Origin of the sequence: Streptomyces sp. NPDC127129, from assembly GCF_042671585.1 — a bacterium.
GTDB lineage: Bacteria > Actinomycetota > Actinomycetes > Streptomycetales > Streptomycetaceae > Streptomyces.
In genome coordinates this window covers 214,740-241,546 of sequence record NZ_JBHXTV010000003.1, presented here as the reverse complement: position 1 = coordinate 241,546, position 26,807 = coordinate 214,740, and the positions used below count along the sequence as shown (strand labels likewise).

Here is a 26,807-nt window from a genome sequence, read left to right as displayed (position 1 = left end):
AAACCCCGAGCGTGTACGGGGGCGGGGCCGCCGCCCCCGTACACGCTCGCCCCTCAGCCCAGCCGCACGCTTCCCGCCCCGCCCTCCAGTTCGAGCACCCACACGTCGTTGGCGCCCTCCCGCAGCACGGGGCCCGGGACGAAGAGCGACTCCTGCGGGCCCGCGCTCCAGTACCGGCCGAGACAGAAGCCGTTCACCCAGACGAAGCCCCGCGTCCCGCCCGGCAGCGACAGCGCCGCGTCGCCCGGCCCGGACACCTCCACCACCGCCCGGTGGAGACCCGGCAGCTTCCCGTCGGCCACCGGACGGAACGGCACCTTCGCCACCGCCGCCGCCTCGAAGGCGTCGAGCCTCAGCCCCCGGGACCGCACCCCGTGCACGTACTGCCGCTCGTGCCGGACGCCGCCCGTGATCCCCTTCGGCTCCGCCTGCCGCGGCCCGTAGTTGACCCGCCCCAGCGACTCCACCCACAGCTCCACCACCGCCGGCCCCGCCACCGGCTCGGGCAGCACCGCGTCCTCCGACGTCAGCACGCCCGCCCGGACCCCGTCCACGTACACCACCGCACGGTCGCGCAGCCCGGACACGGACAGCGGGTACGGCCGCCGTGGCCCGGGAACCTCCAGGCGGTAGCGGACCAGACCCCGGTCCACACCCAGCTCCTCGAAGGTCCGCGGCACCGGCGCCCGGGACTCCTCGTCACCGAGGACCTCCAGGACCTCATCGAGGGGCGCCCACTCCGTCAGGGCGGCCTCCACCGGCCCGGCGATCCGCCGCGGCGGCGCCGGCACCTCGGGCAGCGGCCCCTCCGCGTACCGCGCGAGCACCTCACGGAACCGCCAGTACTTCTCCGTCGGCAGCCCCGCCTCGTCCACCGGCGCGTCGTAGTCGTACGAGGTCACCGTCGGCAGCAGCTCGCCCTCGTGCAGCTCACCGGCCCGGTTCGCACCCGCCCAGCCCGCGAAGTTCGTCCCCCCGTGCGCCATGTAGACGTTCACCGACGCCCCGCACTCCAGGATCTCCCGCAGCGCCGCCGCCGCGTCCGCCGCGTCCCGTACCGAGTGCTCCGTGCCCCAGTGGTCGAACCAGCCGCACCAGAACTCCATGCACATCAGCGGCCCCGACGGCTGGTGCCGCCGCAGCACCGCGAACGCCTCCCGCGCCCCCGAGCCGAAGTTCGCCGTCGCGAGCACCCCCGGAACCGAACCGCCCGTCAGCATGTGGTCCTCAGGCCCGTCCGAGGTGAAGAGCGGGACCTCCACCCCGCAGTCGAGCAGCAGATCCGCGACCTGGCGCAGATACCCCCGGTCCGAGCCGTAACTCCCGTACTCGTTCTCCACCTGGACCATGATCACCGGACCGCCGCGGCCGATCTGCCGCTCCACCACCTGCGGCAGCAGCCGGCGGAACCAGCGCTCCACATGCCCGAGGTACTCCGGGTCCTCCGACCGCACCCGCCGCCCCAGGCGCCCCGTCAGCCAGTGCGGCAGCCCACCGTTCTCCCACTCGGCGCAGATGTACGGCCCCGGCCGCACGATCGCCCACATCCCGGCCCGCGCCACCGCGTCCAGGAACCGGCCGAGCGCCCCCACGTCCCCGAAGCGGCCCGGCTCCGGCTCGTACAGATTCCACGGCACGTACGTCTCGACACCATTGAGCCCCATCGCCCGGAGCATCTCCAGGCGATGGCCCCACTGCTCCTCGTGCACCCGGAAGTAGTGCAGCGCCCCCGACAGCAGCCGCACCGGCCGGCCGTCCAGAAGAAAGTCCTCGTCACCCACAGCGAACGTGCTCATGACCTCACCCTCGCCCTCTGGCGGCGGACCGGTCCATGGACAAAGATCGTCGCTGTTTGGACGGAAGAAAGGCAGGTACGGCGGATGTACCACACCTGGATGCGCTACTTCACCCCCAGCCCGGTCCACCACCGCCTCGGCCTCGTCTGCCTCGGCGTCGGCCTCCAGCACGGCGCCCTGCCCACCGTCGGCCCCCGCACCCTCGACCACCACGTGGCCGTCCTCGTCAGCGCCGGCAGCGGCTGGTACCGGGGCCCCGACGGACGCCGCACCACCATCACCGCGCCCGCCCTGATCTGGCTCACCCCCGGCGTACCCCACCACTACTCCGCCGACCCCGGCACCGGCTGGGACGAGGCCTTCGTCGACTTCGCGGGACCCGCCACCGCCACCTACACCGAACTCGGCTACATCGAACCCGACCGGCCCGTCGTCCCCCTCGCCGACGCCGGCGCCGCACGCGCCGCCGTCGGCCGCATCGCCCGCGCCGCCCGCCGGGGCAACCCCCTCCTCGAGGTCGAGACCGGAGCCGCCGTCCACGAACTCCTGGTCGCCCTGCGCCGCGCCCGCGCCGACACCAACGCCGACGGCGACCCCGTCCTCACCGCCCTCGCCCGCGACGCCTTCCAGCCGCTGTCCGTCGCCGAGCACGCCGCCCGCCACGGCATGACCCAGGCCGAACTGCGGACCGCCGTCCGCCGCACCGCCGGCTGCAGCCCCAAGGACTATCTGCTCACCATCCGGCTCGGCCGCGCCAAGGAACTCCTCGCCGCCACCGAGCTGCCCGTCGCCGCCGTCGCCCGCCGCGTCGGCTACGACGACCCCGCCTACTTCTCCCGGCTCTTCACCCGCCGGGTCGGCACCGCCCCCGTCCGCTTCCGCGAACAGCAGGGCCGGAGCGTGCCCGGCGGCTGGAGCAACGAGATCCCGGATCCCGAACACCCGCCGACCCTCCGCTCCCGATCCGTCTAAGCTCGCTGCTCATGAGCGAGATCGACGAGTCCGTCACTGCGGAACTGACCCGGCTGCGCGAGAGCATCGACAACATCGACGCGGCGGTCGTCCACATGCTCGCCGAACGCTTCAAATGCACCCAGCAGGTCGGTGTCCTCAAGGCCGAGCACCAGCTGCCGCCCGCCGACCCGGCACGCGAGTCCCGCCAGATCGCCCGGCTGCGGGAGCTGGCCGAGAGCGCGAAACTGGACCCGGCGTTCGCGGAGAAGCTGCTGAACTTCATCATCGCGGAGGTCATCCGCCACCACGAGACGATCGCGGACGGAGCGCAACGATGAACCCGGTCACGGTCTTCACCCTCGGCGGGACGATCTCCGCGCGCGGCGGCGACGCGAGCCGGATGACGGGAGCCGAGGTCCTCGCCGGCCTCGGCGTCACCGACGCCGGCCTCTCCGTCGAACTGCGCGACTTCCGCCGGCTCCCCAGCTCCTCCCTCACCTCCGAGGACCTCGCCGCCCTCGCCACCGAGGTCCGCGACACCGTCGCCGCCGGCTCAGGCGTCGTCGTGGTCCAGGGCACCGACACCCTGGAGGAGACCGCCTTCCTCCTCGACCTCCTCTGCGAGACCGACCGGCCCGTCGTCGTCACCGGCGCCATGCGCCGCCCCGACCTGCCCGGCGCCGACGGCCCCGCCAACCTGGCCGCCGCGATCACCGTCGCCGCCGACCCCGGCTGCGCGGGCCTCGGCGTCCTCGTCGTCCTCGCCGACGAGATCCACGCCGCCCGCCTCGTCCGCAAGACCCACACCACCTCCGTCGCCACCTTCGCCTCCCCGGGCGCCGGGCCGCTCGGCGCCGTCGTCGAGGGCGAGCCGCGCGTCCTGCTCCGCCCCACCGGCACCAGCGCCATCCACCCGCTCCGCTTCGACCCGGGGGTACGCGTCGCCCTGGTCACCCTCTCCCTCGGCGACCGCGGCGAACTCCTCGACGCGGTCGACACCCGCTTCGACGGCCTCGTCGTCGCCGCCTTCGGCGCCGGCCACGTCCCGACCTGGCTCGTCGAACCCCTGGAACGGCTCGCGACCCGCATCCCCGTCGTCCTCGCCTCCCGCACCGGCGCCGGAGCCACCCTCAGCCGTACCTACCGCGGTCCCGGATCCGAGCACGACCTCCTGAAGCGCGGACTCGTCCCCGCGGGCCCGCTCGACCCCGCCAAGGCCCGCCTCCTGCTCCACGCGCTCCTCTCCACCGGCGCCAGGAGCCCGAGCGGATACGACCGACCCGGCATCACCGCCGCCTACGCCCACGTCACGGGTGCCGGCCTCGCCTGACGGCGCCGCGCGAAGCCGTCGGCGGAACCCCCGTGCCCCGCCCCGGCACCATCGGGCAGCATGGCCCCATGTCCGTACTGACGCGCGACGAAGCGCAGACCCGTGCCCAGCTCCTCGACGTCCAGCACTACACGGTCGACCTCGACCTCACCACAGGCGACGAGACCTTCGAATCCACCACGCTCATCCGGTTCACCGCCCGGACCGCGGGGGAGACGTTCGTCGAGCTGAAGCCCGTCACGCTCCACTCCCTCCAGCTCGACGGCGAGCCCCTCGACCCCGCCTCCCTCGACGAGAACCGGGTCCCGCTGCGCCTCACGGAGGGCGAGCACGAGCTGCGCGCCGTCACGACCATGCGGTACTCCCGTACCGGCGAGGGCATGCACCGCTTCAAGGACCCCACCGACGGCGAGTCGTACGTCTACACCCAGCTCTTCATGGAAGACGTCCAGCGCGTCTTCGCCGCCTTCGACCAGCCCGACCTCAAGGCCGTCTTCGAGGTGAGCGTCAAGGCACCCGAAGGCTGGACCGTCCTCGCCAACAGCATCACCGAGCAGCAGCCCGACGGCAGCTGGAAGGCAGCCGCCACCCCGCTGCTCTCCACGTACTTCGTCTGCGTCGCCGCCGGCCCCTGGCACTCCGTCCGCACCGAACACGCCGGACTGCCCTTCGCCATCCACTGCCGCCGCTCCCTCGCGCCCCACCTCGACGCCGACGCCGACGAGATCCTCGACATCACCAAGGCCTGCTTCGACCGCTTCCACGAGAAGTTCGAGGAGCCCTACCCCTTCGACTCCTACGACCAGGCCTTCGTCCCCGAGTTCAACGCGGGCGCCATGGAGAACCCCGGCCTCGTCACCTTCCGCGACGAGTTCGTCTACCGCTCCGCCGTCACCGTCACCGAGCGCCAGACCCGCGCCATGGTCATCGCCCACGAGATGGCCCACATGTGGTTCGGCGACCTCGTCACCCTGCGCTGGTGGGACGACATCTGGCTGAACGAGTCCTTCGCCGAGTACATGGGCTACCAGACCGTCAACGAGGCGTGCTCCGACCGCTTCCCCGACACCTGGATCGACTTCGGCATCGAGCGCAAGTCCTGGGGCTACGACGCCGACCAGCGCCCCTCCACCCACCCCGTCGCCCCCGACCCGGAAGCCGTCCCCGACACCGCCTCCGCGCTCCTCAACTTCGACGGCATCTCCTACGCCAAGGGCGCCTCCGCGCTGCGCCAGCTCGTCGCCTGGATGGGCGAGAAGGACTTCCTCGCCGGCATCAACACCCACTTCAAGCGCCACCGGTTCGGCAACGCCACCCTCGCCGACTTCATCGACAACCTCGCCTCCGCCACCGAACGCGACGTCCACGCCTGGGCCGAACGGTGGCTGCGGACCACCGGCGTCGACACCCTCACGCCCGAGCTCGGCGGCGACGAGACCCGCACCACGCTCACCGTCCGGCACGACGGCAGCAGGCCGCACCGCATCGCCGTCGGCGTCTACGACCGCGACCTCGTCGACGGCCGCCGCCTCGTCGCGCGCGAACGCCCGGAGACCGACGTCCCGCAGACCGCGCCCCTCGACCTCCCCGGACCGCGCCCCGCCCTCGTCGTCCTCAACGAAGGCGACCTCACCTACGCCAAGGTCCGCCTGGACGAGACCTCGCTCGAGACCGCCCTGCGCTCCATCTCCGCCATCCCCGACGCCCTGACCCGCGCCCTCGTCTGGAACACCCTGCGCGACATGGTCCGCGACGGCGAACTGGACCCCCGCGACTACCTCGCCACGGCCGAGGCCCACCTCCCCGAGGAGTCGGACCTGGCCGTCGTGCAGGGCGTCCTCGCCTTCGCCCGCACCCAGATCGCCGACCACTACCTCGCCCCCGAGGACCGCCCCGCCGCGCTCGCCCAGCTCACCTCCCTGGCCCGCACCCTCATCCGCCACACCGAGGACGGCGACGCCCCCGGACTGCGCCTCACCGCCGTCCGTACGTTCATCAGCAGCGCCACGCAGCCCGACACCCTCGCCGGCTGGCTCGCCGACGGGACCGTCCCCGGCGGACCGGAGCTCGACCCGGAGCTGCGCTGGCGCATCCTCGCCCGGCTCTCGGCCCTGGGCGCGGTCGACGGCGCCGTGATCGACCGTGAGCTGGAGCGGGACCCGAGCGCCACCGGCCAGGAGGGCGCGGCCCGCTGCCGGGCCGCCCTGCCCACGCCCGAGGCGAAGGCGGCCGCCTGGTCCGCCCTCTTCGACTCGGACGACCTGTCCAACTACCTGTTCACGGCGACGTCCCAGGGCTTCTGGCAGCCCGAACAGGCCGATCTGGTACGGGAGTACGTGACGCGCTTCTACCCGGCCGCCATCGCGCTCGGCGCCCGCAGGGGCGCCGCGATGGCCGCCGCGGCCGGCCGCTACGCGTTCCCCGCGTTCGCGATCGACCAGGAGTCCCTCGCGCTCGGCGAGTCCCACCTCGCCGACCCGGAGCTGACCCCGGCCCTCCACCGCAAGCTCGTCGACCAACTCGCCGACCTGCGACGGGCCTTGACGGTCCGCACCGCCTGACGGACCGCGGGCCCGGGGCTCACCGCCCACCGACCGCGGGCGAACGGCCACCCGGGGGACGGCGTCCTGTCAAGGACCCGTCCCCCGTTCGGGTTGCTCCCGAGACATCGTCGGACATACCCCCAGAACCCCCGGCAGGCTCGTGCCCATGCGTGCCGACCCCGCCCCACCCCTCGCCGCGACGGACACCGACGCCCTGCGCCCCCTCCTGGACACCGTCCTCGACGCACTCCGCGCGGGCGCGACCGCGCGCGGCGGACCGATCCCCTCCGGCGGCCCGGACGAGGTCACCGCCCGCGTCCGGGAGGCACTGGGAGACCCGCTCCCCACCCACGGCACCGACCCCACCGAGACCCTCCGCACCCTCACCCGCGTGCTCGCCGAAGGTGCCGCGGACCCCGCCCATCCCCTCTGCGCCGCCCACCTCCACACGCCGCCCCTCGGCCTCGCCGCCGCCGCCGACCTCGCCGCGTCCGTGCTCAACCCGTCCATGGACTCCTGGGACCAGGCCCCCGCCGCCTCCGCCCTCGAAGCCCTGGTCACCGAAGCCCTGTCCACGGCCGTCTACCCCCCGGGCCCCGACGCCACCGGACCCGACCGCACCGGACCCCACCGCACCGGACCCGAGCGCACCGGATCCGACCGCACCGGATCCGACCGCACCGGATCCGGCGGCGTCCCCGCCGCGTCCCGCCCGCCCCGCCCCGACGCCCTCGTCACCACCGGCGGCACCGAGTCCAACCAGCTCGCGCTCCTCCTCGCCCGCGAACGCCACGGCCCGGGCCACAGCGTCCAGACCGTCGTCGGCGCCAACGCCCACCACTCCTTCCACCGCGCCGCCTGGCTCCTCGGCCTCCCCGAACCGGTGACCGTGCCCACCCCCAACGGCACCCTCGACCCCGTCGCCCTCGACGAGGCGCTCACCGACCTCCACGGCCCCCTCCTCGTCGCCGCGACCGCCGGCACCACCGACACCGGCCGCATCGACCCCCTCCCGCAGATCGCCGACCTCTGCGACGCCCACGGCGCCGAACTCCACGTCGACGCCGCCTACGGCGGCCCCCTGCTCTTCAGCGACACCCGCCACCCGCTCCTGGCCGGCCTCGACCGTGCCCGCACCGTCACCCTCGACCTGCACAAACTGGGCTGGCAGCCGGCCGCCGCCGGACTCCTCGCAGTACGGGACGGGCGCGACCTCGCGGCCCTCTCCCACACCGCCGACTACCTCAACGCGGCCGACGACACCGAGGCAGGCCTCCCCGACCTCCTCGGACGCTCCCTGCGCACGACCCGCCGCCCCGACATCCTCAAGATCGCCGTCACCCTGCGCGCCCTCGGCCGCGACGGCATGGGCGCCCTCGTCGACCGGGTCTGCGACCTCGCCCAGCAGCTCGCCGACCTCGTGGAGAAGACCCCGGACCTGGAGCTGTACGAGCGCCCGGCCCTGACCACCGTGCTGTTCCGGCCCGCCGGCGCCGACGACACCACCGTCGCCGCGATCCGCCGCACCCTCCTCACCGAGGGACGGGCCGTCCTGGGCCGCGCCCACGCGGACGGCCGGCTCTGGCTCAAGGCCACCCTGCTCAACCCCCACGCCACCCCCGGCGACCTCCAAGACATCCTGGACCTCGTGGAAGGCAGCACCGACCGATGACCGGCAGCACCCCCCAGCGCGACCTCGACCACCCCCATGACCTGGTGGGCATCGGTATCGGCCCCTTCAACCTCTCCCTCGCCGCGCTCGCCCACGGCGTCCCCGGCGGCCTCGCCACCGCGTTCTTCGACCAGAACCCCGCCTTCCACTGGCACCCCGGCCTCCTCATCGAGGGCGCCACCCTCCAGGTCCCCTTCCTCGCCGACCTGGTCACCCTCGCCGACCCCGCCAGCCCCTGGTCGTTCCTCAACTACCTGCGCTCCCGCGACCGGCTCTTCCCCTTCTACTTCGCCGAGAGGTTCCACATCCAGCGCGCCGAGTACGACGCCTACTGCCGCTGGGTCAGCGCCCAGCTCCCCGGGCTGCACTTCGGCCACCAGGTCGACGCCGTCCGCTGGAACCCCGAACGCGCCCTGTTCGAGGTGGACTTCACCCAGCTCGACAAGGACGGCGAGGCCGAGGCCCTCGGCCGCGCCTACAGCCGCAACGTCGTCCTCGGCGTCGGCACCGAACCGTACGTACCCGAACCCCTGAAGCCGCTGGCCGACGCCCCGAACGTCCCCGTCCTCCACTCCGCCGACTACCTCCAGCACCGCGAACGGCTCCTCGCCGCCGAGCACGTCACGGTCATCGGGTCGGGCCAGTCCGGCGCCGAGATCTTCCTCGACCTGCTGCGCGCCAGACCCGCAGGCGCCGAGAAGATCCACTGGCTGGCCCGGACCGAGGCCTTCGCACCCATGGAGTACTCCAAGCTCGGCCTGGAACACTTCACCCCCGACTACACCCGCTACTTCCACGCACTGCCCGAGCAGACGCGCAACGAACTCGTGCCCCGCCAGTGGCAGCTGCACAAGGGCATCGACACCGACACCATCGCCGCCATCCACGACGAGCTCTACCGGCGCACGCTCCACGGCGGCTGGCCCGACGCCGTCCTCACCCCCGGCGTGCGCGTCCGCACCGCCGGCCGCGTCGCCACCACCAAGGTCGAACTCCATCTGGAACACCTGCAGCAGTCGACCCGCTCCCGCCTCACCACCGACGCCGTCGTCCTCGCCACCGGCTACCGCGAACGCCCCGTCGACCGGATGCTCGCCGGACTCGACCCCTACCTGCGCCACGACTCCGCCGGCCGGGCCAGGATCGATGACGCCTTCCGGCTCGACCTCGACGCATCCGTCACCGGCTCCGTCTACGTACAGAACGCCGAGAAGCACACCCACGGCGTCGGCGCCCCCGACCTCGGACTCGCCGCCTGGCGCAGCGCCACCATCCTCAACTCGCTCACCGGCAAGGAGCCGTACCCGCTGCCGCGCCGAACCGCCTTCACCAGCTTCGGCCTGGAACGGCGAGAGGCGCCACGCGTCCCGGCCCAGGGCCAGGCGCTGACGCCTCTCACGCAGAGCTGAACCGCCCTAGAAGACGGGGACACCGTCCCGGGTCAGCTTCCAGTCCACCGACGCGAACTGGCCCGGGTCGACCGACCCCTTCGCCTTCACCCACTGGATGATCGTGTTGCGGATCTCGTCCGAATTGGCCCACAGCTGCTGAGCCTTGGCGACGTGCGGGAACGCGCCGCCACCGCTGGCCCGGTAGTTGTTCACGGCGAGGACGAACTGCGCGGCCGGGTCGATCGGCTTCCCGCCGAAGGACAGGTTCACGATCCGCGAACCCGCCGGCCTGGCGATGTCGATCTCGTACGTCACGCCGTACACCGCGTCGTAGTTGTAGTCCGGCGTACCGTCCGCGTTCGTCAGCTTCGCCGTGTCCACGGGCGCACCCGCCGGGGTCTGCACGTAGTACCGCGCCGAGAACTCCAGGTAGTCCTTGACCTGCGCACCCGTGAGCAGACGCGCCTCCAGCGTGTTCTCGAAGACATAGAGCCCGGCCGCGTCACGAATGGTGACCTGACCGGCCGGGATCGCCGCCGTACGGGAGAAGCAGGACGCCTGCGACAGCACCGGCAGAGCCGCGTACGCGCCGCCCGCCAGCGCCTCCTTCACCGTCTCCGCCTGCACGTGGTTGATCAGATCGATGATCGGCTCGTCCTTCCACGGCGCGTCGGCCGTGGCCATCGTCGCACTGGAGGTGCCGATGATCTGGTTGACGTACGCCACGACCTTCTTGTGCTCGTCGGCGAGCAGCCCGACGATCTCCGGGTCCTCCTCCACGGTGTTGGAGTTCAGCACCTGCGCGCCGACCTTCTCGACGACCCAGCGGCCCTTCTCCCACACCAGGTCGAAGTCGAAGAGGGTGAGGCGCTGACCCCACTTGAGGGGCTCGGACAGCACGACGTCCTTGCCGGTCTCCTTGTTCTTCACCCGGTACTCGGGGATCTCGGTGTGCGCGTGACCCACGAGGATCGCGTCGATGCCGGGGACCTGCTCGGCGACGAGACCGGCCGCGTTCTCCACATGGGGGAGCTGGTCACCGTACGAGGACGTACCGCTGGAACCGCTGTGCGCCGACACGACCACCACGTCCGCGCCCATCGAACGCAGCTTCGGCACCCACTTCGCCGCCTGCTCCTCCAGACCCGGGAAGACCATCTTGCCGCTGACGTTCGCCTTGTCCCAGATCGCGATGCCCGGGTTGGTCAGACCGAGGACCGCGACCCTCACGTCCCGGCCGTGCGGCGTGCGCAGCCGGTGCATGCTGTACGGCGGGAACGCCGGCCGCAGCGTCTTCGCGTCCAGCGCGTTGGCGCCGAGCAGCGGGAAGTCGCACTGCTCCTCGAACTTCCGCAGCACCGGTATGCCGTAGTTGAACTCGTGATTGCCGAGCGCGGCCGCGTCGTACCCGATCGCGTTCATCGCCTGCGCCATCGGGTGCACGGGACCGCGGCGGGCGGTGATCGGGTCGACCTTGGCGTAGTAGTACGACAGCTGGGTGCCCTGGATCGTGTCGCCGGCGTCGATGAGGAGCGTGTTGCACCGCCCCTTCTCCTCGCGCACCTGGTCGACCAGGGTGGAGATCTTCGCGAGGCCCACGTCGTTGTGCGCCTTGTCGTCGAACTCCTTGTCGGTGAAGTAGTCCCAGTTGAAGACGTTGCCGTGCAGATCGGTGGTGCCCATCACGGTGAAGGAGTACCGCTTGGCCGGCTTGGGACGCGGTCCGTGGGCCTGGGCCGGGGCGGCGGCGACCCCCGTGGTGAGGGCGGCTCCGGCTCCGACGGCGACGGAGCTCTCCAGGAACGTCCGGCGGTTCAGCGGCATGTGTTCTCCTTGGTCCGGTGGTGCACAACGCGCGTAGATTCTGGCCCAACCCGTCCCCCGCGCGACAGAGTTTTCGGGTCACGGAGTGGGAAAGTGTTCGGGATCGCAGCCGTCACCCGTACGAGGGAGCCCGACGTGACGACCCCCCAACCGAGCCCGCACCCCACCCCGGAGGCACCGCAGGTCGCCGTCCGCGGCGAGGCCCGACTCGACGTCGATCCGGAAATCGCCCGCATCGCGGTGACGGTCAGCGCCCGCGGCACCGACCGCGCGGCCACCCTCTCCGACCTCACCCGGCGCAACACCCTCGCCCTCGACCTCGTGAAGTCCTACGGCGACGCCGTCGAGAAACTGGAGACCGGCGCCTTCTCCATCACCCCCGAACCGGGCCGGCACGGCCGCGGCGAACGCATCCGCGCCTATCAGGGACGCGTCCATCTCACCGTGGAGCTCACCGACTTCACCGCCCTGGGCGAACTCACCACCCGCCTTGCCGACCTCGAACTGACCCGCGTCGACGGCCCCTGGTGGGCGCTGCGCCCCGACTCCCCGTCCTACGCCGAAGCCCGCCGAACGGCGGTGGGAGAGGCAGTCCAGCGCGCCCGCGCCTACGCCGAAGCCCTCGGAACCTCCCTCGCCGCCCTCCTGGAGCTCTCGGACACAGGCCTCGTCCCACCCCCGGCCGCCGGAGGCGGCCTGCGCATGGCCTTCGCCGCCGACGCCTCCGACACCCCTCCACCGCTCGACCTGGAACCCCAACTCCAGACAGTCACGGCAGAGGTGACGGCCCGCTTCACGATGACCCCTCCGGCCCTCTAGAACCACCCCCGAAACGCTCATCGGAGCACCCGCCCGCACAGATTCAAGACTTGTCAATAACCTTTCACGCAAAGGTTGTTGAACAGACATGCCCGGCCCCTCAACTACCCGCCGGTAAGCCCTAGGGTCAAACCATGCGCCGAGCGAAAATCGTTTGCACCCTGGGGCCCGCCACCGACTCGTACGAGCAGATCAAGGCACTCGTCGAGGCCGGAATGGACGTCGCCCGCTTCAACCTCAGCCACGGCAGCTACGCCGAACACGAGGAGCGCTACCAGCGCGTACGGAAAGCCTCCGACGAAACCGGCCGCAGCATCGGAGTCCTCGCCGACCTTCAAGGCCCGAAGATTCGCCTCGGCCGATTCCGCGAAGGTCCCGTACTCCTTGAACGCGGCGACGACTTCACCATCACCGTCGAACCCATGGAAGGCGACCGCCACATCTGCGGCACCACCTACGACGGCCTCGCCGCCGACGTCACCACCGGCGAGCGCATCCTCGTCGACGACGGCCGCGTCACCCTCGAAGTCACCTCCGTCGACGGACCCCGCGTCCACACCCGCGTCGTCGAAGGCGGCATGGTCTCCGACAACAAGGGCCTCAACCTGCCCGGCGTCGCCGTCTCCGTCCCCGCCCTCTCCGAAAAGGACATCGACGACCTCCGCTGGGCCCTGCGCACCGGAGCGGACATCATCGCCCTCTCCTTCGTCCGCAGCGGCCGCGACATCGAAGACGTCCACCGCATCATGGACGAAGAGGGACGCCGCCTCCCCGTCATCGCCAAGATCGAAAAGCCCCAGGCCGTCGAGAACATCGACGACATCGTCGCCGCCTTCGACGGCATCATGGTCGCCCGCGGCGACCTGGGCGTCGAGATGCCCCTCGAACAGGTCCCCATCGTCCAGAAGCGCGCCATCAAGCTCGCCAAGCGCAACGCCAAGCCCGTCATCGTCGCCACCCAGATGCTCGACTCCATGATCGACAACTCCCGGCCGACCCGCGCCGAGGCCAGCGACGTGGCCAACGCCGTCATCGACGGCACCGACGCCGTCATGCTCTCCGGCGAGACCAGCGTCGGCAAATACCCCGTCGAAACCGTCCGCACCATGGGCCGGATCGTCGAAGCCGCCGAAGAAGACGTACTCGCCAAGGGCCTGCCACCCCTGACCGAGCGCAACAAGCCCCGCACCCAGGGCGGAGCCGTCGCCCGCGCCGCCGCAGAAATGGGCGACTTCCTCGGCGCCAAATTCCTCGTCGCCTTCACCCAGTCCGGCGACACCGTCAAGCGCCTCTCCCGCTACCGCTCACCCATCCCCCTGCTCGCCTTCACACCCGACCCCGCCACCCGCTCCCAGCTCAACCTCACCTGGGGCGTCGAAACCTTCCTCGGCCCCCACGTCGACTCCACCGACGCCATGGTCGCCCAGGTCGACGAAGAGCTCCTGCGCATCGGCCGCTGCCGAAAGGGCGACATCGTCGTCATCACCGCCGGCTCCCCGCCCGGCGTCCCCGGCTCCACCAACCTCGTCCGTGTCCACCACATCGGCGAGGACGACAGCCCGAAGGAGTGACCACGGCGGCCCCGTCGCACCCCGACACCCCCGTCCGAGCGCGAAAGTGACGCCATGTCACACCACCTCAGCGGCCCCCACCTGCGCTCCCCGATGGACGACGCCCGCCTGGACCTCACCGACCTCTTCGCCTTCACCGTTCCCGGCGGGCGCACCGTTCTCATCATGAACGTCAACCCGATCGCACCCACCGGGGGCACCGCGTTCCACCCCGACGCCGTCTACCGCATCAACATCGACACCGACGGCGACAACCAGGCCGACATCGCCTTCAGCTTCACCTTCTCCGACCCCGCGGACGACGGCGAGCAGACCCTCGCCCTCCACCGCGCCACCGGCGTCGAGGCCCGAGCCCACGAGGCCGCCGGCACGCCCCTCTTCACCGACGTCCCCGTCTCCTTCGGCCGCGAGCTGTCCGTGACCGAGGCCGACGGCTACAAGGTCTCCGCCGGACTGCGCAGCGACCCCTTCTTCGCCGACCTCGACGGCATCGTCGCCGACTTCACCTGGACCGGCACCGACTGGGGCGCCGACAAGAACGTCTTCGGCATCGCCCTCGAAATGCCCGACGCGGCACTCGGCGACAACCCCCGGATCGGAGTCTGGGCCCGCGTCAGCCTCCACGTCGACGGCGAACTCAAGTCCGTCGACCGCGGAGCCCACCCCTCCCTCACCGCCTACCTGAACGCGGAGGAGGTCAAGGACGCCTACAACGCGGGAGAACCGGCCGACGACTGGGCGACCTACCTCGAACCCTGGAAGGCGGCCCTCGCCCACACCGGCGGCTACACCCCCGAAGCCGCGGAGAAGGCGCTCCGCACGGTCCTCCCCGACGTCCTGCGCTACGACCGCGCCAAGCCCGCCGCCTACCCCAACGGACGCACGCTCACGGACGACGTCACCTCGGCCCGGCTGGCGATGGTCTCGAACGGCAGGGTCACCTCGGACCACATCGGCCCCCACAAGGACCTGCTCCCGCACTTCCCGTACCTGGGGACACCTCACTGATCAGTGCTTGGCACCGATGTGCAGGTCCATGAGGGCGACGGACGCTCTGCGCGCGACGGAGATGTTGTAAGGGTCGACGCCACGGGCGGTGGTGGTCCATTCGACTCCCACTGCGCTGAGGGTGTCGCCGAGCAGCTTTCGGATGTCGTCCGACTTGTTGGTGAAGAAGTACCGGGGGTACTCGTACCGCTTGCGCTCGCCACCCACGAGCCGGGTGGTCCAGTTGGTGATCCGGCACCCGTCGGAGTGAATGAGCCCACGGATGAACGCCCAAGGGTGCACGTCGACGATCTCCTGCTGCCAGGGCTCGAGCGAGATGTGCCGCTGGTGCTTCCTCCCAGGCCCGTGCTGCGGGAAGAGGCACCAGAGGTGTTGAGAGTAGATTTTCACCTCCTGGCATCCCTTCCGCTGCACCTTGGACGCGGAGTTCCCCGGGAGTACGGACTGCATGGCTTCCGTGCACGCGTCGATGAGGCCCGGCCAGGAATCCGCGCAGGTGATGGAGAGGCTGGGTACCCGCATGGCCCGGTTCTGGATGATGTGTCCGTCGCCGAGGTAGAGACCTAAGAGGTAGGCGTACGCGACTTCGTCCAACTCGCGACCATCGCAACGCGGGCACTTCGGGCTGCGCCTGCCCGGGCACTCGCCGCGCTTCGCGCGATCCACGTGCTTCCAGTAGCTGATCGTCCCTGTGGGGACGTTGAGCCTGCGGGCCACGTCCGCATTCTTTGCGCCGCCTCGAAGGAGCGTGAGCGCCCGTTGTCGCACCTCTGTGCCGTGGAAGTTCATGCGACTACCCTGCGCAATGATCCCTGGCTGTGCGTAGCGAAAAGCGGACATTCACGCGAAGGTGAACATCCGCTTCATGGCCGGTGCCGGGTGCGGGACTCGAACCCGCAAGCCCTCACGGGCAGATGTGTTTGAGACATCCGTGTATGCCATTCCACCAACCCGGCAGGGTTGCCAGTCGGAGTGTACCCGGTCACCGGTGGCGCCAGCAGCTAGGTAGGCTTCTTCATGCAGCACCACGCCCCGAACGAGGAGCCCCCGTGACCGCCCCCGAGTCGCCCCAGCCCGACGACGCCGACGCGTCGCACGTCCCGCCGCTGACGACCCGCGTCGTCATCGCCGAGGACGAGGCCCTCATCCGCCTCGACCTCAAAGAGATGCTCGAGGAAGAGGGCTACTCGGTCGTCGGCGAGGCCGGCGACGGCGCCCGGGCCGTCGAGCTCGCCCGGGAGCACCGGCCCGACCTCGTCATCCTGGACGTGAAGATGCCCGTTCTCGACGGCATCTCCGCCGCCGAGAAGATCGCCGGGGAGTCCATCGCCCCCGTCCTGATGCTCACCGCCTTCTCGCAGCGCGACCTCGTGGAGCGGGCGCGGGACGCCGGTGCGATGGCGTACCTGGTGAAGCCGTTCAGCAAGAGCGACGTGGTGCCGGCGATCGAGATGGCCGTGTCCCGGTTCGCGGAGCTGCGGGCGCTGGAGAAGGAGGTCGCCGACCTCTCCCAGCGGCTGGAGACGCGCAAGCTGGTGGACCGGGCGAAGAGCATCCTGCAGACGCAGTACGGGCTCACGGAGCCCGCGGCGTTCCGCTGGATCCAGAAGACGTCGATGGACCGGCGCATGTCGATGCAGCAGGTCGCCGAGGCGGTCATCGAGGACTCCGAGGAGAAGAAGGCGGCCAAGGGCCAGTAGGTACGTCGGACGTACGAGAAGGAGGCCCGCCCCACAACGCTGTGGGGCGGGCCTCCTCGTTCTCGGTGCCGGTGGCTCAGTCCTCGCCGAGGTACGCCTTGCGCACGGACTCGTCGTGGAGCAGGTCGCGGCCGGTGCCGGACAGGACGACCTTGCCGATCTCCATGACGTGGCCGTGGTCGGCCAGGGCGAGAGCGGCCTGGGCGTTCTGCTCGACGAGCAGGATGGTGGTGCCCTGGGCCTTGAGCTCGGCGATGGTCGCCATGATCTTCTGCATCATGATCGGGGAGAGGCCCATGGAGGGCTCGTCGAGCATGAGCAGCTTGGGCTGGGACATGAGGGCACGGCCCATGGCGAGCATCTGCTGCTCGCCGCCGGAGAGGGTGCCCGCGGCCTGCTTGCGCCGCTCCCCGAGGATCGGGAAGAGGTCGTAGGCGCGCTGGACGTCCTTGGCGATGCCCGCGGTGTCCTTGCGGAGGAAGGCGCCGAGGAGGAGGTTCTCCTCGATCGTCATCCGGGGGAAGATGTGCCGTCCTTCGGGGGAGTGGGCCAGTCCGAGGGAGACGATCTTGTGTGCGGGCGTCTTCCGGAGGGACTTGCCCTCGAACTTGATCTGGCCGCCGACGGGCTTGAGCAGTCCGGAGAGGGTGCGCAGGGTGGTCGTCTTGCCGGCGCCGTTGGTGCCGATCAGGGTGACGACCTCGCCGGCCTCGACGGAGAACGAGATGCCCTTGACGGCCTCGATCTTGCCGTAGGCGACGCGCAGGTCCTCGACTTCGAGCAGTGCGGTCATGCGTCGTTCTCCTTGCCCGAACCGGTGGCCTTCGGGGTGTCCTCGGCCGCGGTCTCTGTGCTGTCCGTGGCGTCGCCGGCGGCCTCGGCGGCCTCGTCGGCGGTCTCGGCGTCGGCGGGCTCGGCGTCGGTGCCGGAGGGCTCGGGGTCGGCGTCCGTGTCGGTCGCCTCGGCGGCGGCCTCCTCCGCGGCGGCTTCCGCCGCCTCGACCTCGGCCACCTCTTCCTCGCCGGGGGCGCCTTCGAAGGGCTCGCCGAGGTAGGCGGCGATGACCCGCTCGTCGCTCTGGACGGTCTGGCTGTCGCCCTCCAGCAGCTTCTCGCCCTGGACGAGTACGGCGACCCGGTCGCAGAGGTTGAAGATGAAGCGCATGTCGTGCTCGATGACGAGTACGGCGACGCCCATGTCCCGGATGGCGAAGATGAGTTCTTCGGCGGCCCGGGTCTCCTGCGGGTTCATGCCGGCCGTGGGCTCGTCCAGGAGGATGAGGCCGGGGTCGCTGGCGAGTGCGCGGGCGATCTCGAGCTTGCGCTGCTCACCGTAGGGGAGGTTCTTCGCGAGGTGGTCGGCCTTGTGCTTGAGGCCGATGAACTCCAGGAGTTCGAGGGCTCGCGTCTCGGCCTCGTTCTCGGCCTTCTTGAAGCCGGGAAGGCGCAGCAGGGCGGACCAGAGGCCCTGCTTCATCCGGGTGTGGCGGCCGACCAGGACGTTCTCCAGGACGGTCATGTTGCTGAAGAGCCGGATGTTCTGGAAGGTGCGGGCGATGCCTGCGTCGGTGACCTTGAAGGACTTCGGCGGCAGGACGTTGCCCTTGTAGCGGACTTCGCCTTCGGTGGGGATGTAGAGGCCGGTGAGGCAGTTGAAGAACGTGGTCTTGCCGGCACCGTTGGGGCCGATGAGGCCGACGATCTCTCCGCTGTTGACGGTGAGGTTCACGTCGCGGACGGCGGTGAGGCCGCCGAAGCGCATCGTGACTCCGCGGGCGTCGAGGACGGGCTCGCGGTCCGGGACGGCCGGGGCGGCGTCCTGCGTCGTGGTGGTGGTCGTCATGGTTCAGGCACCTGCCTTGGCGAGCGTGGCGGGCGCTTCGGCGTTCTCGTGGAACTCGAGCTGGTTGCGCCGGTTGGCGATGATGCCCTCGGGGCGGAACCGCATGAGCAGGATCAGCGCGAGTCCGAAGGCGAGCAGCTGGTAGTCGCCCATGAACTGAAGCTTGTTCGGGATGAGGAAGAGCAGTGCCGCGCCGACGAGGGGACCGCTCATGGTGCCCATGCCGCCGAGGACGACGGCGGCGAGGAGGAAGGCGGAGTTGGGCGGGATGGGGCCGGCGAAGAGGTACTGCTCCGGGGTCACGGTGTAGGTGACGTGGGCCTGGACGGTGCCGGCGACACCGGCGAGCGAGGCGCCGAGGGCGAAGGCGATGAGCTTGACGCGGAAGCCGTTGATGCCCATGGCGAGCGCGGCGGTCTCGTCCTCGCGGATGGCGACCCAGGCGCGGCCGATGCGGGAGTTGCCGCTCCGTCGGAAGACGAGGACGACGACTGCCATGATCAGCAGCATCAGGAAGAAGTAGTTGGCGAAGCGTCCGATGGTGAATCCGGCGATGGAGTGCTCCATGCCGAAGTCGAAGCCGAAGATGTTGAGGTTCGGGATGGACGCGATGCCGTTGGAGCCGTTGGTGATGTCGGGACCGGAGGTGCCGTCCGTGTTCATCATCGTGATGCGGAAGATCTCACCGAAGCCGAGCGTCACGATGGCGAGGTAGTCGCCGCGCAGTCGCAGGGTCGGGGCGCCGATGAGGACGCCGAAGATCAGGGAGGCTCCGGCGCCGACGAGCACGGCGGCCCAGAAGGGGAGGTGGATGCCGAGCGGGGAGGTCGGCGCGCCGGAGACCAGGGCGGCGGCGTAGGCGCCGACGCCGAGGAAGGCGACGTAACCGAGGTCGAGCAGGCCGGCGAGGCCGACGACGATGTTCAGGCCGAGGGCCACCGTCGCGAAGATCAGGATGTACACGCCGATGGTGGCGTACTGGTCGTCGGTCTGGGTGAAGGGGAACAGGGCCGCGGCGGTGAACGCACCGGCGATGGTGAGGTTCTGGTGCTTCGACGTCAGCTGGGTGGCCTGCTGGATGAGGCCGGACTTGGTGAGCGCGGCGAAGCCGAGGCCGGCCGTGATCAGGAAGCCGATGAAGGCCTCGTCGTACTCGGTGCCGATGCCGTAGGTGAAGACGCCCAGGCCGGCGGCGAGGATGCCGGTGATGATGAGGATCTCGACCGCGGAGGGCAGCGGGCGCACCGGGCGGGCCTGGCCCGCGGCGAAGGAGGCCTTGAAGGTCTGCAGGCCGTTGCCGAGCCGGTGGCGGAACTGGGACCAGCCGTCGTCCTCGGGGTCCACGGCGTGGAGTTCGGGACGCTCGAAGGGCAGGGCCAGCGCGCCGATCAGGGCGAGCAGGGTGGCGAGGCCGACGACGGCGCCGCCGGGCTCCAGGTTGATCGGGCCGCCGAGCTGGACGCTGATCGAGATGATCGTGTACCAGGCGGTGGCGAAGGCGGCGAGCGCGGAGAACTTGATCGCCGCGTCGGCGCCGGCCGGGGTGAGCCAGTGGGTGCCCTTGACGCCGTACGAGGAGAGGCTGAACAGGACGGTGAGCAGGCCGGCCACGAGGACCTGCCACTGCAGGCCGCCCGGGTAGCCGTAGACGGTGAGGTCGCCGGGGAAGGCGGCCGTCCAGGTCCAGGAGAGGAAGCAGCTGACCACGGTGAGCGCGCCGCCGCCGAGGGCCAGGGCCCGTGCGGTGGTGGCGGGCAGGGGGAGGAGTCCGGTCGCCGTGGTGGTCGCGGGCTCGGGTGCGGCGGGGGCCGTCGTGTTCTCGGAAGTGGTGGTCATGGTGGTCACGCCCTGTCCGCGACGCGCTCGCCCAACAGACCCTGGGGCCTGAGGAGGAGGACGACGATGAGGAGTACGAACGCCCAGACATCGGCCCAGGACTGGCCGCCGAGCTGCTGCATGCCGGGGATGTGGTTGATGTAGGCGGTGGCCATGGTCTCGGCGATGCCGAGGACGAGTCCGCCGATCATCGCGCCGTAGATGTTGCCGATGCCGCCGAGGACCGCGGCGGTGAACGCCTTGAGCCCGAGGAGGAAGCCCATCTTGTAGTCGATCTGGCCGTACTTGAGGCCGTACGCGACGGCTCCGACGGCGGCGAACGAGGCACCGAGCGCGAACGCGATCACGATGATGCGGTCGGTGTTGACGCCCATGAGGCGTGCGGTGTCCGGGTCCTGGGCCGTGGCCTGCATGCCGCGTCCGATGCGGGTGCGCATGACGAAGAAGGCGAGGAAGGCCATGCAGATCGGGGCGGCGACGACGAGGAAGACGTCACCGGTTCCGATGGTGATCGGGCCGAGCTCGATCGGGCCGCCGGGGATCTGGGGGAAGGTGCGGGCCGACTTGGCCTCGGGGTACCAGGCCCAGACGGCCTGCTGGAGGGCGAGCGAGAGGCCGATGGCCGTGATGAGCGGGGCGAGCTTGGGTCCGCCGCGCAGTGGCCGGTAGGCGAAGCGTTCGGCGCCGACGGCTATGGTCGTGGCGACCAGGATGGCGCCGATGATCATGAGGGGGAGCGCGATCCAGAGGCTGGTGCCTCCGGGGAGCATGAGCCAGACCGTCAGGGCCCCGAAGCCGCCGGTCATGAAGATCTCGCCATGGGCGAAGTTGATGAGCTGGACGATGCCGTAGACCATCGTGTAACCAACGGCGACCAGCCCGTACATGGATCCCAGTAGCAGGCCGTTGACCAGCTGCTGCGGCAGTTCGTTCACCGCATTGTCCTCCGAGACTTTCGACGGATGTGACACCGCGCGGGGCGCTTGGTGCAGCGCCCCGCGCGGCGAAGGTGGTGCTTGAGGGGGGTGGTGCGGATCAGCCGCCGAAGGTGCCGGACTCGATCGGCTTGTGAGCGCCGTTCTCGACGCCGTACACGGTCAGCTGCTTGTTGGTGGTGTCACCGAACTCGTCGAAGGAGACCTTGCCGGTCACGCCCTCGAAGGAGATCGACTGCATCGCCTCGACGATCTTGGCGCGGGCGTCGGAGGGAAGCTTGCCGCCGTTGCCGTCGACGACCTTCTTGACGGCCTCGATGATGGCCCAGGTCGAGTCGTAGGAGTAGCCGCCGTACGCCTCGTACGCGTCCTTGTAGTTCTCGGCCTTGTAGTTGGCCAGGAACTCCTTGGCGGAGGGCAGCTGCTCGATCGGCGCGCCGACGGAGGTGGCGATGTCGCCGTTGGAGGCGGCACCACCGAGCTTGATGTACTCGGCGCTGTAGAGCGCGTCGCCACCGACGACGACGACCTTGGCGCCGGCTTCCTTGATCTGCTTGGTCAGCGGGCCGCCGGCCGGGTACTCGCCACCGTAGTAGACGACGTCGGCGCCGGAGCTCTTGACCTTCGTCGCGACGGCGCTGAAGTCCTTGGTGTCGGGGTTGACGTGGTCGGTGCCGACGACCTTGCCGCCGAGCTTCTCGAACTCGCCCTTGAAGGTGGCGGCGAGGCCGGCACCGTAGGTCTTCTTGTCGTCGATGATGAAGGCCTTGGTCTTCTTGGCCTTGTTGACGACGTACTGGGCGGCGAACGGGCCCTGGATGGCGTCGGTGGTGGCGGTGCGGAAGTAGGACTTGTAGGTCCGCTTCTTGTCACCGCTGTTCCAGTTGGGGCCCTGGCTCAGCGAGGGGTTGGTGTTGGCCGGGGAGACCTGCACCAGGTTCGCGTCCTGGAACACCTTCTGCATCGACTCGGCGACGGAGGAGTTCAGGGGGCCGACGACGCCGAGAACCTCCTTGTCGGCGACCAGCTTGGTGGCGTTCTGCTGGCCGGAGGAGGGCTGGGCCTGGTCGTCGAGGGACTCCAGCTTGAAGGTGACGCCCTTGACGTACTCCTTCTTGTTGGCCGTCTTGACCGCGAGGTCGGCCGAGTTCTTGATGCCGAGACCGAGCGCGGAGAGGTCGCCGGTCAGCGGCGCGTCGAGGCCGATGACGACGGTCGTGTTGCCGCCGCCGGCGGCGTCGCCGCCCTTGTCGTCGCGCGAACCGCAGGCGGTGAGGGTGAGTGCTCCCGCGGTGATCGCGGTGGTGAGGATGAGCAAGGAACGGTGTCGCACGATGAATCCTTTCCCTGGCGCGGCCCCCTCGAGCTGAGGCGGTGCCGTGAAGCATGGAGCTTGAGGTGCCGTTTGTGAATGCCGGGCCGTACTGGGATGACTGTGGTGGTGCTGGGGTCGTGCAGTGGACGCGCCCGGCGGCGCGGTGACTGGCGGTGACTCTAAGCGCAGGTGGAGGAGGTGGGGAGCGGCGAGGTCAGGATGTGACTGTCTTGTTATCGCCTGGGGGAGAGGAGGTGGACAGGGGGTGGGCAAATCGGGACATAAGGGTCTGCAATGTGGTGTTCACATAGTGAGAACGCCCAGTTCCGCTAAGGGGCTTGAGTGGAACTTGCTCCTGTCGGACCGCTTGTGACGCTCTCCGGATATCGGACAGTCACTCAAACGTCAGCGGACGGAGCCGTGGAGTGACCGCACCGCTCTCCGGCCGGAGAACTGTCACGGAGTGTTACGGGGGCAAGGGGTGACGGCGGGAGGCGGAGGCGGCTTTCCGTTCCCCGGGCGTCCGGCGGAGCTCCGCCCATGTGCTCCCCTCGGGCACGTCGTTCACCCGGTACGTGGCGAGGTCGGTGCGGATGTCCGCCGCCGCGCCGGGCGGAGCCCGTGGTGGTTCCGGCGCCGTCCGCGAAGCCCGGACGCGGCGCGGATGCCTCGCGGGCGGGACTCCCGGGAGAACCTGCTCGCAGGGGCACAACAGGCCCTACGGTCAAGGGAGTTGAGCGGGACGGGCGGGGCGGGTGTGCGCGCCGGCGGTGGTGGCCGCGGGAAGGGAACCTGACGGTGATCCGGGTGGTGAACTGCGCGAATCGCCGTGACGGGAGAGGCTGTTGATACGCGGGGCGCCCGGGCGCGGGGGTGGGCGCGGGCCGGGTGGTGCGGTGCGAGGTGCGGCGCCGGTGTCGTCGAGCGCGGTGGTCGCGCTGCCGGCCCGGCGACTTCGGTGTCCGGGGGGCGAAACGCGCGCGCCCTCCGCGGGAGCGGTCGGCCGGCGGGTCGGCGTTCGGAAGACGAGGCTCCGCGTCCGGGGGCCGGTGTTCCGGGGTCCGGTGCGCTCCACCGGCGACGGTGCCCGGAAGGAGAGGCTCCATGCCCCCGGGAGGCGGTGGCCGGGGCCCGATCCGGAACCGCACCCGCTGGCGCGAAGGTGACTCCTGGTGACGGTACGCCGTGATCGCCCCGACGCGGCACGGCCCGGGACGGTGGTGACCGTCCCGGGCCGCGTGGGAAAGGGGTGGTGCCCCCGGCAGGGGTGTCGGGCGCCGGCTGGATGTCAGGCGCCGGCGCCGCTCCCGCCCGCGTTCGGGATGCTGTCGGCGTCCTTGGGCGAGACCTCGCGGAGCAGGCACGTCAGCCGGGCCGAGCAGACCCGCTTGTCCTGCTCGTCGGTGATCACGATCTCGTAGGTGGCCGTGGAACGGCCGCGGTGCACCGGCGTCGCGACACCCGTCACGAGCCCGCTGCGGACCCCGCGGTGGTGGGTGCAGTTCAGGTCCACGCCCACCGCGATCCTGGAGACACCGCCGTGCAGCATGGAGCCGATCGAGCCCAGGGTCTCGGCGAGGACGGCGGAGGCGCCGCCGTGCAGCAGACCGTACGGCTGGGTGTTGCCCTCCACCGGCATCGTGCCGACGACCTTCTCCGCGGAGGCCTCGATGATCTGCACGCCCATGCGGTTGCCGAGGTGTCCGGCCGAGAAGAGGGCGGGAAGATCGACGCCGAGCGCGGCGTACTCGTCGATGACCTCCTGCGGGAACTTCACGTGATGCTGCTCGCCCATCGGCCCGGCTCCGTTCGTCTTCGTACGTCGTCGTGAACACCTGCCTGAGCAAACGCTTAGGCGTGCCGTGATTGTTCCAGACGGCTCCCGGGAGCGGTCCGGCCCCCCTGCCCAGGAGGTGCGGTGATCAGCCGGCCGCCGGGACCAGCCGTACGATCACGGACTTGCTGGCCGGGGTGTTGCTGATGTCCGCCGTGGACTCCAGCGGCACCAGGACGTTCGTCTCCGGGTAGTAGGCGGCCGCACAGCCCCGCGCCGTCGGGTAGTGCACGACCCGGAAGCCGGGCGCGCGCCGCTCGCTGCCGTCGGTCCACTCGCCGACCAGGTCCGTGTACGCGCCGTCCGCCAGGCCCAGTGCCGCCGCGTCCTCGGGGTGGACCAGGACGACCCGCCGGCCGCCCTTGATCCCCCGGTAGCGGTCGTCGAGGCCGTAGATCGTGGTGTTGTACTGGTCGTGCGAGCGCAGGGTCTGGAGCAGCAGCCGGCCCTCCGGCACCTTCGGGTACTCGACGGGGGCGGCGGTGAAGTTGGCCTTGCCGGTGGCCGTGGGGAAGCGGCGCTCGTCGCGCGGGGCGTGCGGCAGTGCGAAACCGCCCGGGTCCGCGGCGAGGCGGGCGTTGAAATCCGCGAAGCCGGGCACCACGCGCGCGATGCGGTCGCGGATCGTGGCGTAGTCCTTCTCGAACTCCTCCCACGGCGTGGCCGAGCCGGCCCCGAGGACGGCCCGGGCCATACGGGCCACGATCGCCGGCTCGGAGAGCAGGTGCGGGCTCGCGGGCGGCAGGTTGCCGCGCGAGGCGTGCACCAGGCCCATCGAGTCCTCGACGGTCACGAACTGCTTGCCGCTCGCCTGGACGTCCTTGTCCGTGCGGCCGAGCGTGGGAAGGATCAGCGCGCGCGTGCCGGTGACGGCGTGCGAACGGTTCAGCTTCGTCGAGACGTGGACGGTCAGCCGGGCCCGGCGCATCGCCGCCTCGGTGACCTCGGTGTCCGGGGTGGCGCCGACGAAGTTGCCGCCCATGGCGAAGAAGACCTTCGCCTCGCCGTCGCGCAGCGCCTGGATCGAGCGGACCACGTCGAAGCCGTGATGGCGCGGCGAGACGATCCCGAACTCCTTGTCCAGGGCGTCGAGGAACGCGGGCGCGGGCCGCTCGAAGATGCCCATCGTGCGGTCGCCCTGCACGTTGGAGTGGCCGCGGACGGGGCAGACGCCGGCACCGGGGCGTCCGATGTTGCCGCGCAGCAGCAGGAAGTTGACCACTTCGCGGATCGTCGGCACCGAGTGCTTGTGCTGGGTGAGGCCCATCGCCCAGCAGACGATGGTCCGCTCCGAGGCGAGGACCATCTCCAGGGCCCGCTCGATCTCGGACCGCTCCAGGCCCGTCGCGGCCAGCGTCTCGTCCCAGTCCGCGGCGCGCGCGGCCGTGGCGAACTCCTCGAAGCCGTGCGTGTGCGCGTCGACGAACTCGGTGTCGACCGCCCCGTCCGTCTCCAGGACCAGCTTGTTCAGGAGCCGGAAGAGAGCCTGGTCGCCGCCGATGCGGATCTGCAGGAAGAGATCGTTCAGCGCCGCGCCCCGGAGCATGCCGGTGGCGGTCTGCGGGTTCTTGAACTTCTCCAGACCGGCCTCGGGCAGCGGATTCACCGAGATGATCTTCGCGCCCGCCGCCTTGGCCTTCTCCAGGGCGGAGAGCATCCGGGGGTGGTTCGTGCCCGGGTTCTGCCCGGCCACGACGATCAGGTCGGCCTGGTGGAGGTCCTCCAGGGAGACGCTGCCCTTGCCGATCCCGATGGTCTCGTTGAGCGCCGAGCCGGAGGACTCGTGGCACATGTTGGAGCAGTCCGGCAGGTTGTTCGTACCGAACTCGCGGGCGAAGAGCTGCAGCAGGAACGCGGCCTCGTTGCTGGTCCGCCCCGAGGTGTAGAAGAGCGCCTCGTCGGGGGAGGAGAGGGCGGTCAGCTCCTCGGCGATGATCGCGAAGGCCCGCTCCCAGGTCACCGCCTCGTACCGCTCGGCGCCCTCCGCCAGATACATGGGCTGCGTGATGCGGCCCTGCTGGCCCAGCCAGTACCCGCTCCGGTCCGCCAGGTCCGCCACGGGGTGCGCGGCGAAGAATTCCGGGGTCACCCGGCGCAGCGTCGCCTCCTCGGCGACCGCCTTCGCCCCGTTCTCGCAGAACTCCGCCACATGCCGCTTGTCGCCCTCGGGCCAGGCGCAGCCGGGACAGTCGAAACCGTCCTTCTGGTTGACCTTGAGCAGGGTCCGCGCGCTGCGCGCCACACCCATCTGCGCCTGGGCGATCCTGAGGGTGTGCGCGACGGCGGGCAGGCCGGCGGCGGCGTGCTGCGGCGGCGCGACCTGCGGCGCGTCCTGGACCGGGTCGCCGGCGGGGGGCTTGCTGACCATCGCGCTCTCCCTTGAGCGGTCGTCCTCGTTCGTACGTCTCCGATCCTGTCACGCGCCTGGGACAGCGCG

At 70.7% G+C, this 26,807-nt stretch carries 20 protein-coding genes and 1 tRNA gene; 10 read left to right on the top strand and 11 right to left on the bottom strand.

Annotation, left to right across the window (positions count from 1 at the left end):
* Positions 1 to 53 precede the first annotated feature (53 nt).
* Positions 54 to 1,796: a beta-galactosidase family protein gene (locus ACFVGW_RS07215; protein ID WP_385851149.1), complete on the bottom strand. Its 1,743-nt coding sequence runs from the start codon at positions 1,794 to 1,796 to the stop codon at positions 54 to 56.
* A gap of 84 nt (positions 1,797 to 1,880) precedes the next feature.
* Between ACFVGW_RS07215 and ACFVGW_RS07210 the strand changes: the two genes are divergently transcribed.
* The 6 genes from ACFVGW_RS07210 (at position 1,881) to ACFVGW_RS07185 (ending at position 9,704) form a co-directional block, all read left to right on the top strand.
* Positions 1,881 to 2,768 carry a helix-turn-helix domain-containing protein gene (locus tag ACFVGW_RS07210; protein WP_383221224.1) on the top strand — a complete coding sequence of 296 codons (888 nt, stop codon included), beginning with the start codon at positions 1,881 to 1,883 and terminating at the stop codon, positions 2,766 to 2,768.
* Between the two features lie 11 nt (positions 2,769 to 2,779).
* Positions 2,780 to 3,088: a chorismate mutase gene (locus tag ACFVGW_RS07205; protein WP_383221222.1), complete on the top strand. Its 309-nt coding sequence runs from the start codon at positions 2,780 to 2,782 to the stop codon at positions 3,086 to 3,088.
* The gene (locus ACFVGW_RS07200; protein WP_385851148.1) at positions 3,085 to 4,080 is read left to right on the top strand and encodes an asparaginase; all 996 of its coding nucleotides are present in this window, start codon (positions 3,085 to 3,087) and stop codon (positions 4,078 to 4,080) included. Before ACFVGW_RS07205 ends, ACFVGW_RS07200 begins: the two co-directional genes overlap by 4 nt.
* 68 nt (positions 4,081 to 4,148) lie before the next feature.
* The gene (gene pepN / locus ACFVGW_RS07195; protein WP_385851147.1) at positions 4,149 to 6,641 is read left to right on the top strand and encodes an aminopeptidase N; all 2,493 of its coding nucleotides are present in this window, start codon (positions 4,149 to 4,151) and stop codon (positions 6,639 to 6,641) included.
* 148 nt (positions 6,642 to 6,789) lie between these two features.
* Positions 6,790 to 8,295 carry a pyridoxal phosphate-dependent decarboxylase family protein gene (locus tag ACFVGW_RS07190; protein WP_385851146.1) on the top strand — a complete coding sequence of 502 codons (1,506 nt, stop codon included), beginning with the start codon at positions 6,790 to 6,792 and terminating at the stop codon, positions 8,293 to 8,295.
* The gene (locus ACFVGW_RS07185; RefSeq protein WP_385851145.1) at positions 8,292 to 9,704 is read left to right on the top strand and encodes a lysine N(6)-hydroxylase/L-ornithine N(5)-oxygenase family protein; all 1,413 of its coding nucleotides are present in this window, start codon (positions 8,292 to 8,294) and stop codon (positions 9,702 to 9,704) included. Before ACFVGW_RS07190 ends, ACFVGW_RS07185 begins: the two co-directional genes overlap by 4 nt.
* 6 nt (positions 9,705 to 9,710) lie before the next feature.
* Here ACFVGW_RS07185 and ACFVGW_RS07180 read toward each other — a convergent pair whose 3' ends face one another.
* Positions 9,711 to 11,510: a bifunctional metallophosphatase/5'-nucleotidase gene (locus ACFVGW_RS07180; RefSeq protein WP_385851144.1), complete on the bottom strand. Its 1,800-nt coding sequence runs from the start codon at positions 11,508 to 11,510 to the stop codon at positions 9,711 to 9,713.
* A 135-nt stretch (positions 11,511 to 11,645) separates the two neighbouring features.
* On the opposite strand from ACFVGW_RS07180, the gene ACFVGW_RS07175 reads away from it, so the two are divergent.
* The 3 genes from ACFVGW_RS07175 to ACFVGW_RS07165 all read left to right on the top strand — a co-directional run bounded on the left by ACFVGW_RS07175 (position 11,646) and on the right by ACFVGW_RS07165 (position 14,908).
* Positions 11,646 to 12,329, top strand: a complete 684-nt coding sequence (locus tag ACFVGW_RS07175; RefSeq protein WP_385851143.1) for an SIMPL domain-containing protein — start codon at positions 11,646 to 11,648, stop codon at positions 12,327 to 12,329.
* A 134-nt stretch (positions 12,330 to 12,463) separates the two neighbouring features.
* The gene (gene pyk, locus ACFVGW_RS07170; RefSeq protein ID WP_352186348.1) at positions 12,464 to 13,900 is read left to right on the top strand and encodes a pyruvate kinase; all 1,437 of its coding nucleotides are present in this window, start codon (positions 12,464 to 12,466) and stop codon (positions 13,898 to 13,900) included.
* Positions 13,901 to 13,954: 54 nt separating this feature from the next.
* A complete protein-coding gene (locus ACFVGW_RS07165) occupies positions 13,955 to 14,908 on the top strand; it encodes a DUF4331 family protein (RefSeq protein ID WP_385851142.1) in 954 nt (317 codons plus the stop codon).
* Here ACFVGW_RS07165 and ACFVGW_RS07160 read toward each other — a convergent pair whose 3' ends face one another.
* On the bottom strand, positions 14,909 to 15,697 hold the full coding sequence (locus ACFVGW_RS07160; protein WP_385851141.1) for a helix-turn-helix domain-containing protein: 789 nt from the start codon (positions 15,695 to 15,697) through the stop codon (positions 14,909 to 14,911).
* Positions 15,698 to 15,781: 84 nt separating this feature from the next.
* A tRNA-Leu gene (locus ACFVGW_RS07155) sits at positions 15,782 to 15,864 on the bottom strand.
* A 93-nt stretch (positions 15,865 to 15,957) separates the two neighbouring features.
* Here ACFVGW_RS07155 and ACFVGW_RS07150 point away from each other — a divergent pair.
* Entirely contained in the window at positions 15,958 to 16,608 is a 651-nt protein-coding gene (locus tag ACFVGW_RS07150; protein ID WP_385851140.1) for an ANTAR domain-containing response regulator, read from the top strand.
* A 76-nt stretch (positions 16,609 to 16,684) separates the two neighbouring features.
* Here ACFVGW_RS07150 and ACFVGW_RS07145 read toward each other — a convergent pair whose 3' ends face one another.
* The 7 genes from ACFVGW_RS07145 to ACFVGW_RS07115 form a co-directional block, all read right to left on the bottom strand.
* On the bottom strand, positions 16,685 to 17,401 hold the full coding sequence (locus ACFVGW_RS07145) for an ABC transporter ATP-binding protein (RefSeq protein WP_352186344.1): 717 nt from the start codon (positions 17,399 to 17,401) through the stop codon (positions 16,685 to 16,687).
* Positions 17,398 to 18,450 (bottom strand): ABC transporter ATP-binding protein, encoded by a 1,053-nt coding sequence (locus ACFVGW_RS07140; protein WP_385851139.1) that lies wholly within the window; start codon positions 18,448 to 18,450, stop codon positions 17,398 to 17,400. The genes ACFVGW_RS07145 and ACFVGW_RS07140 overlap by 4 nt, the downstream gene beginning before the upstream one ends.
* Before the next feature lie 3 nt (positions 18,451 to 18,453).
* A complete protein-coding gene (locus tag ACFVGW_RS07135; RefSeq protein ID WP_352186342.1) occupies positions 18,454 to 20,286 on the bottom strand; it encodes a branched-chain amino acid ABC transporter permease in 1,833 nt (610 codons plus the stop codon).
* Positions 20,287 to 20,291: 5 nt separating this feature from the next.
* Positions 20,292 to 21,221, bottom strand: a complete 930-nt coding sequence (locus ACFVGW_RS07130) for a branched-chain amino acid ABC transporter permease (protein ID WP_352186341.1) — start codon at positions 21,219 to 21,221, stop codon at positions 20,292 to 20,294.
* 100 nt (positions 21,222 to 21,321) lie between these two features.
* Positions 21,322 to 22,554 carry a branched-chain amino acid ABC transporter substrate-binding protein gene (locus ACFVGW_RS07125; RefSeq protein WP_352186340.1) on the bottom strand — a complete coding sequence of 411 codons (1,233 nt, stop codon included), beginning with the start codon at positions 22,552 to 22,554 and terminating at the stop codon, positions 21,322 to 21,324.
* Between the two features lie 1,270 nt (positions 22,555 to 23,824).
* Positions 23,825 to 24,331, bottom strand: coding sequence for a PaaI family thioesterase (locus tag ACFVGW_RS07120; RefSeq protein WP_385851138.1), 507 nt, complete (start codon positions 24,329 to 24,331; stop codon positions 23,825 to 23,827).
* Positions 24,332 to 24,458: 127 nt separating this feature from the next.
* The gene (locus ACFVGW_RS07115; RefSeq protein WP_385851137.1) at positions 24,459 to 26,738 is read right to left on the bottom strand and encodes an FdhF/YdeP family oxidoreductase; all 2,280 of its coding nucleotides are present in this window, start codon (positions 26,736 to 26,738) and stop codon (positions 24,459 to 24,461) included.
* Between the last annotated feature and the right edge of the window lie 69 nt (positions 26,739 to 26,807).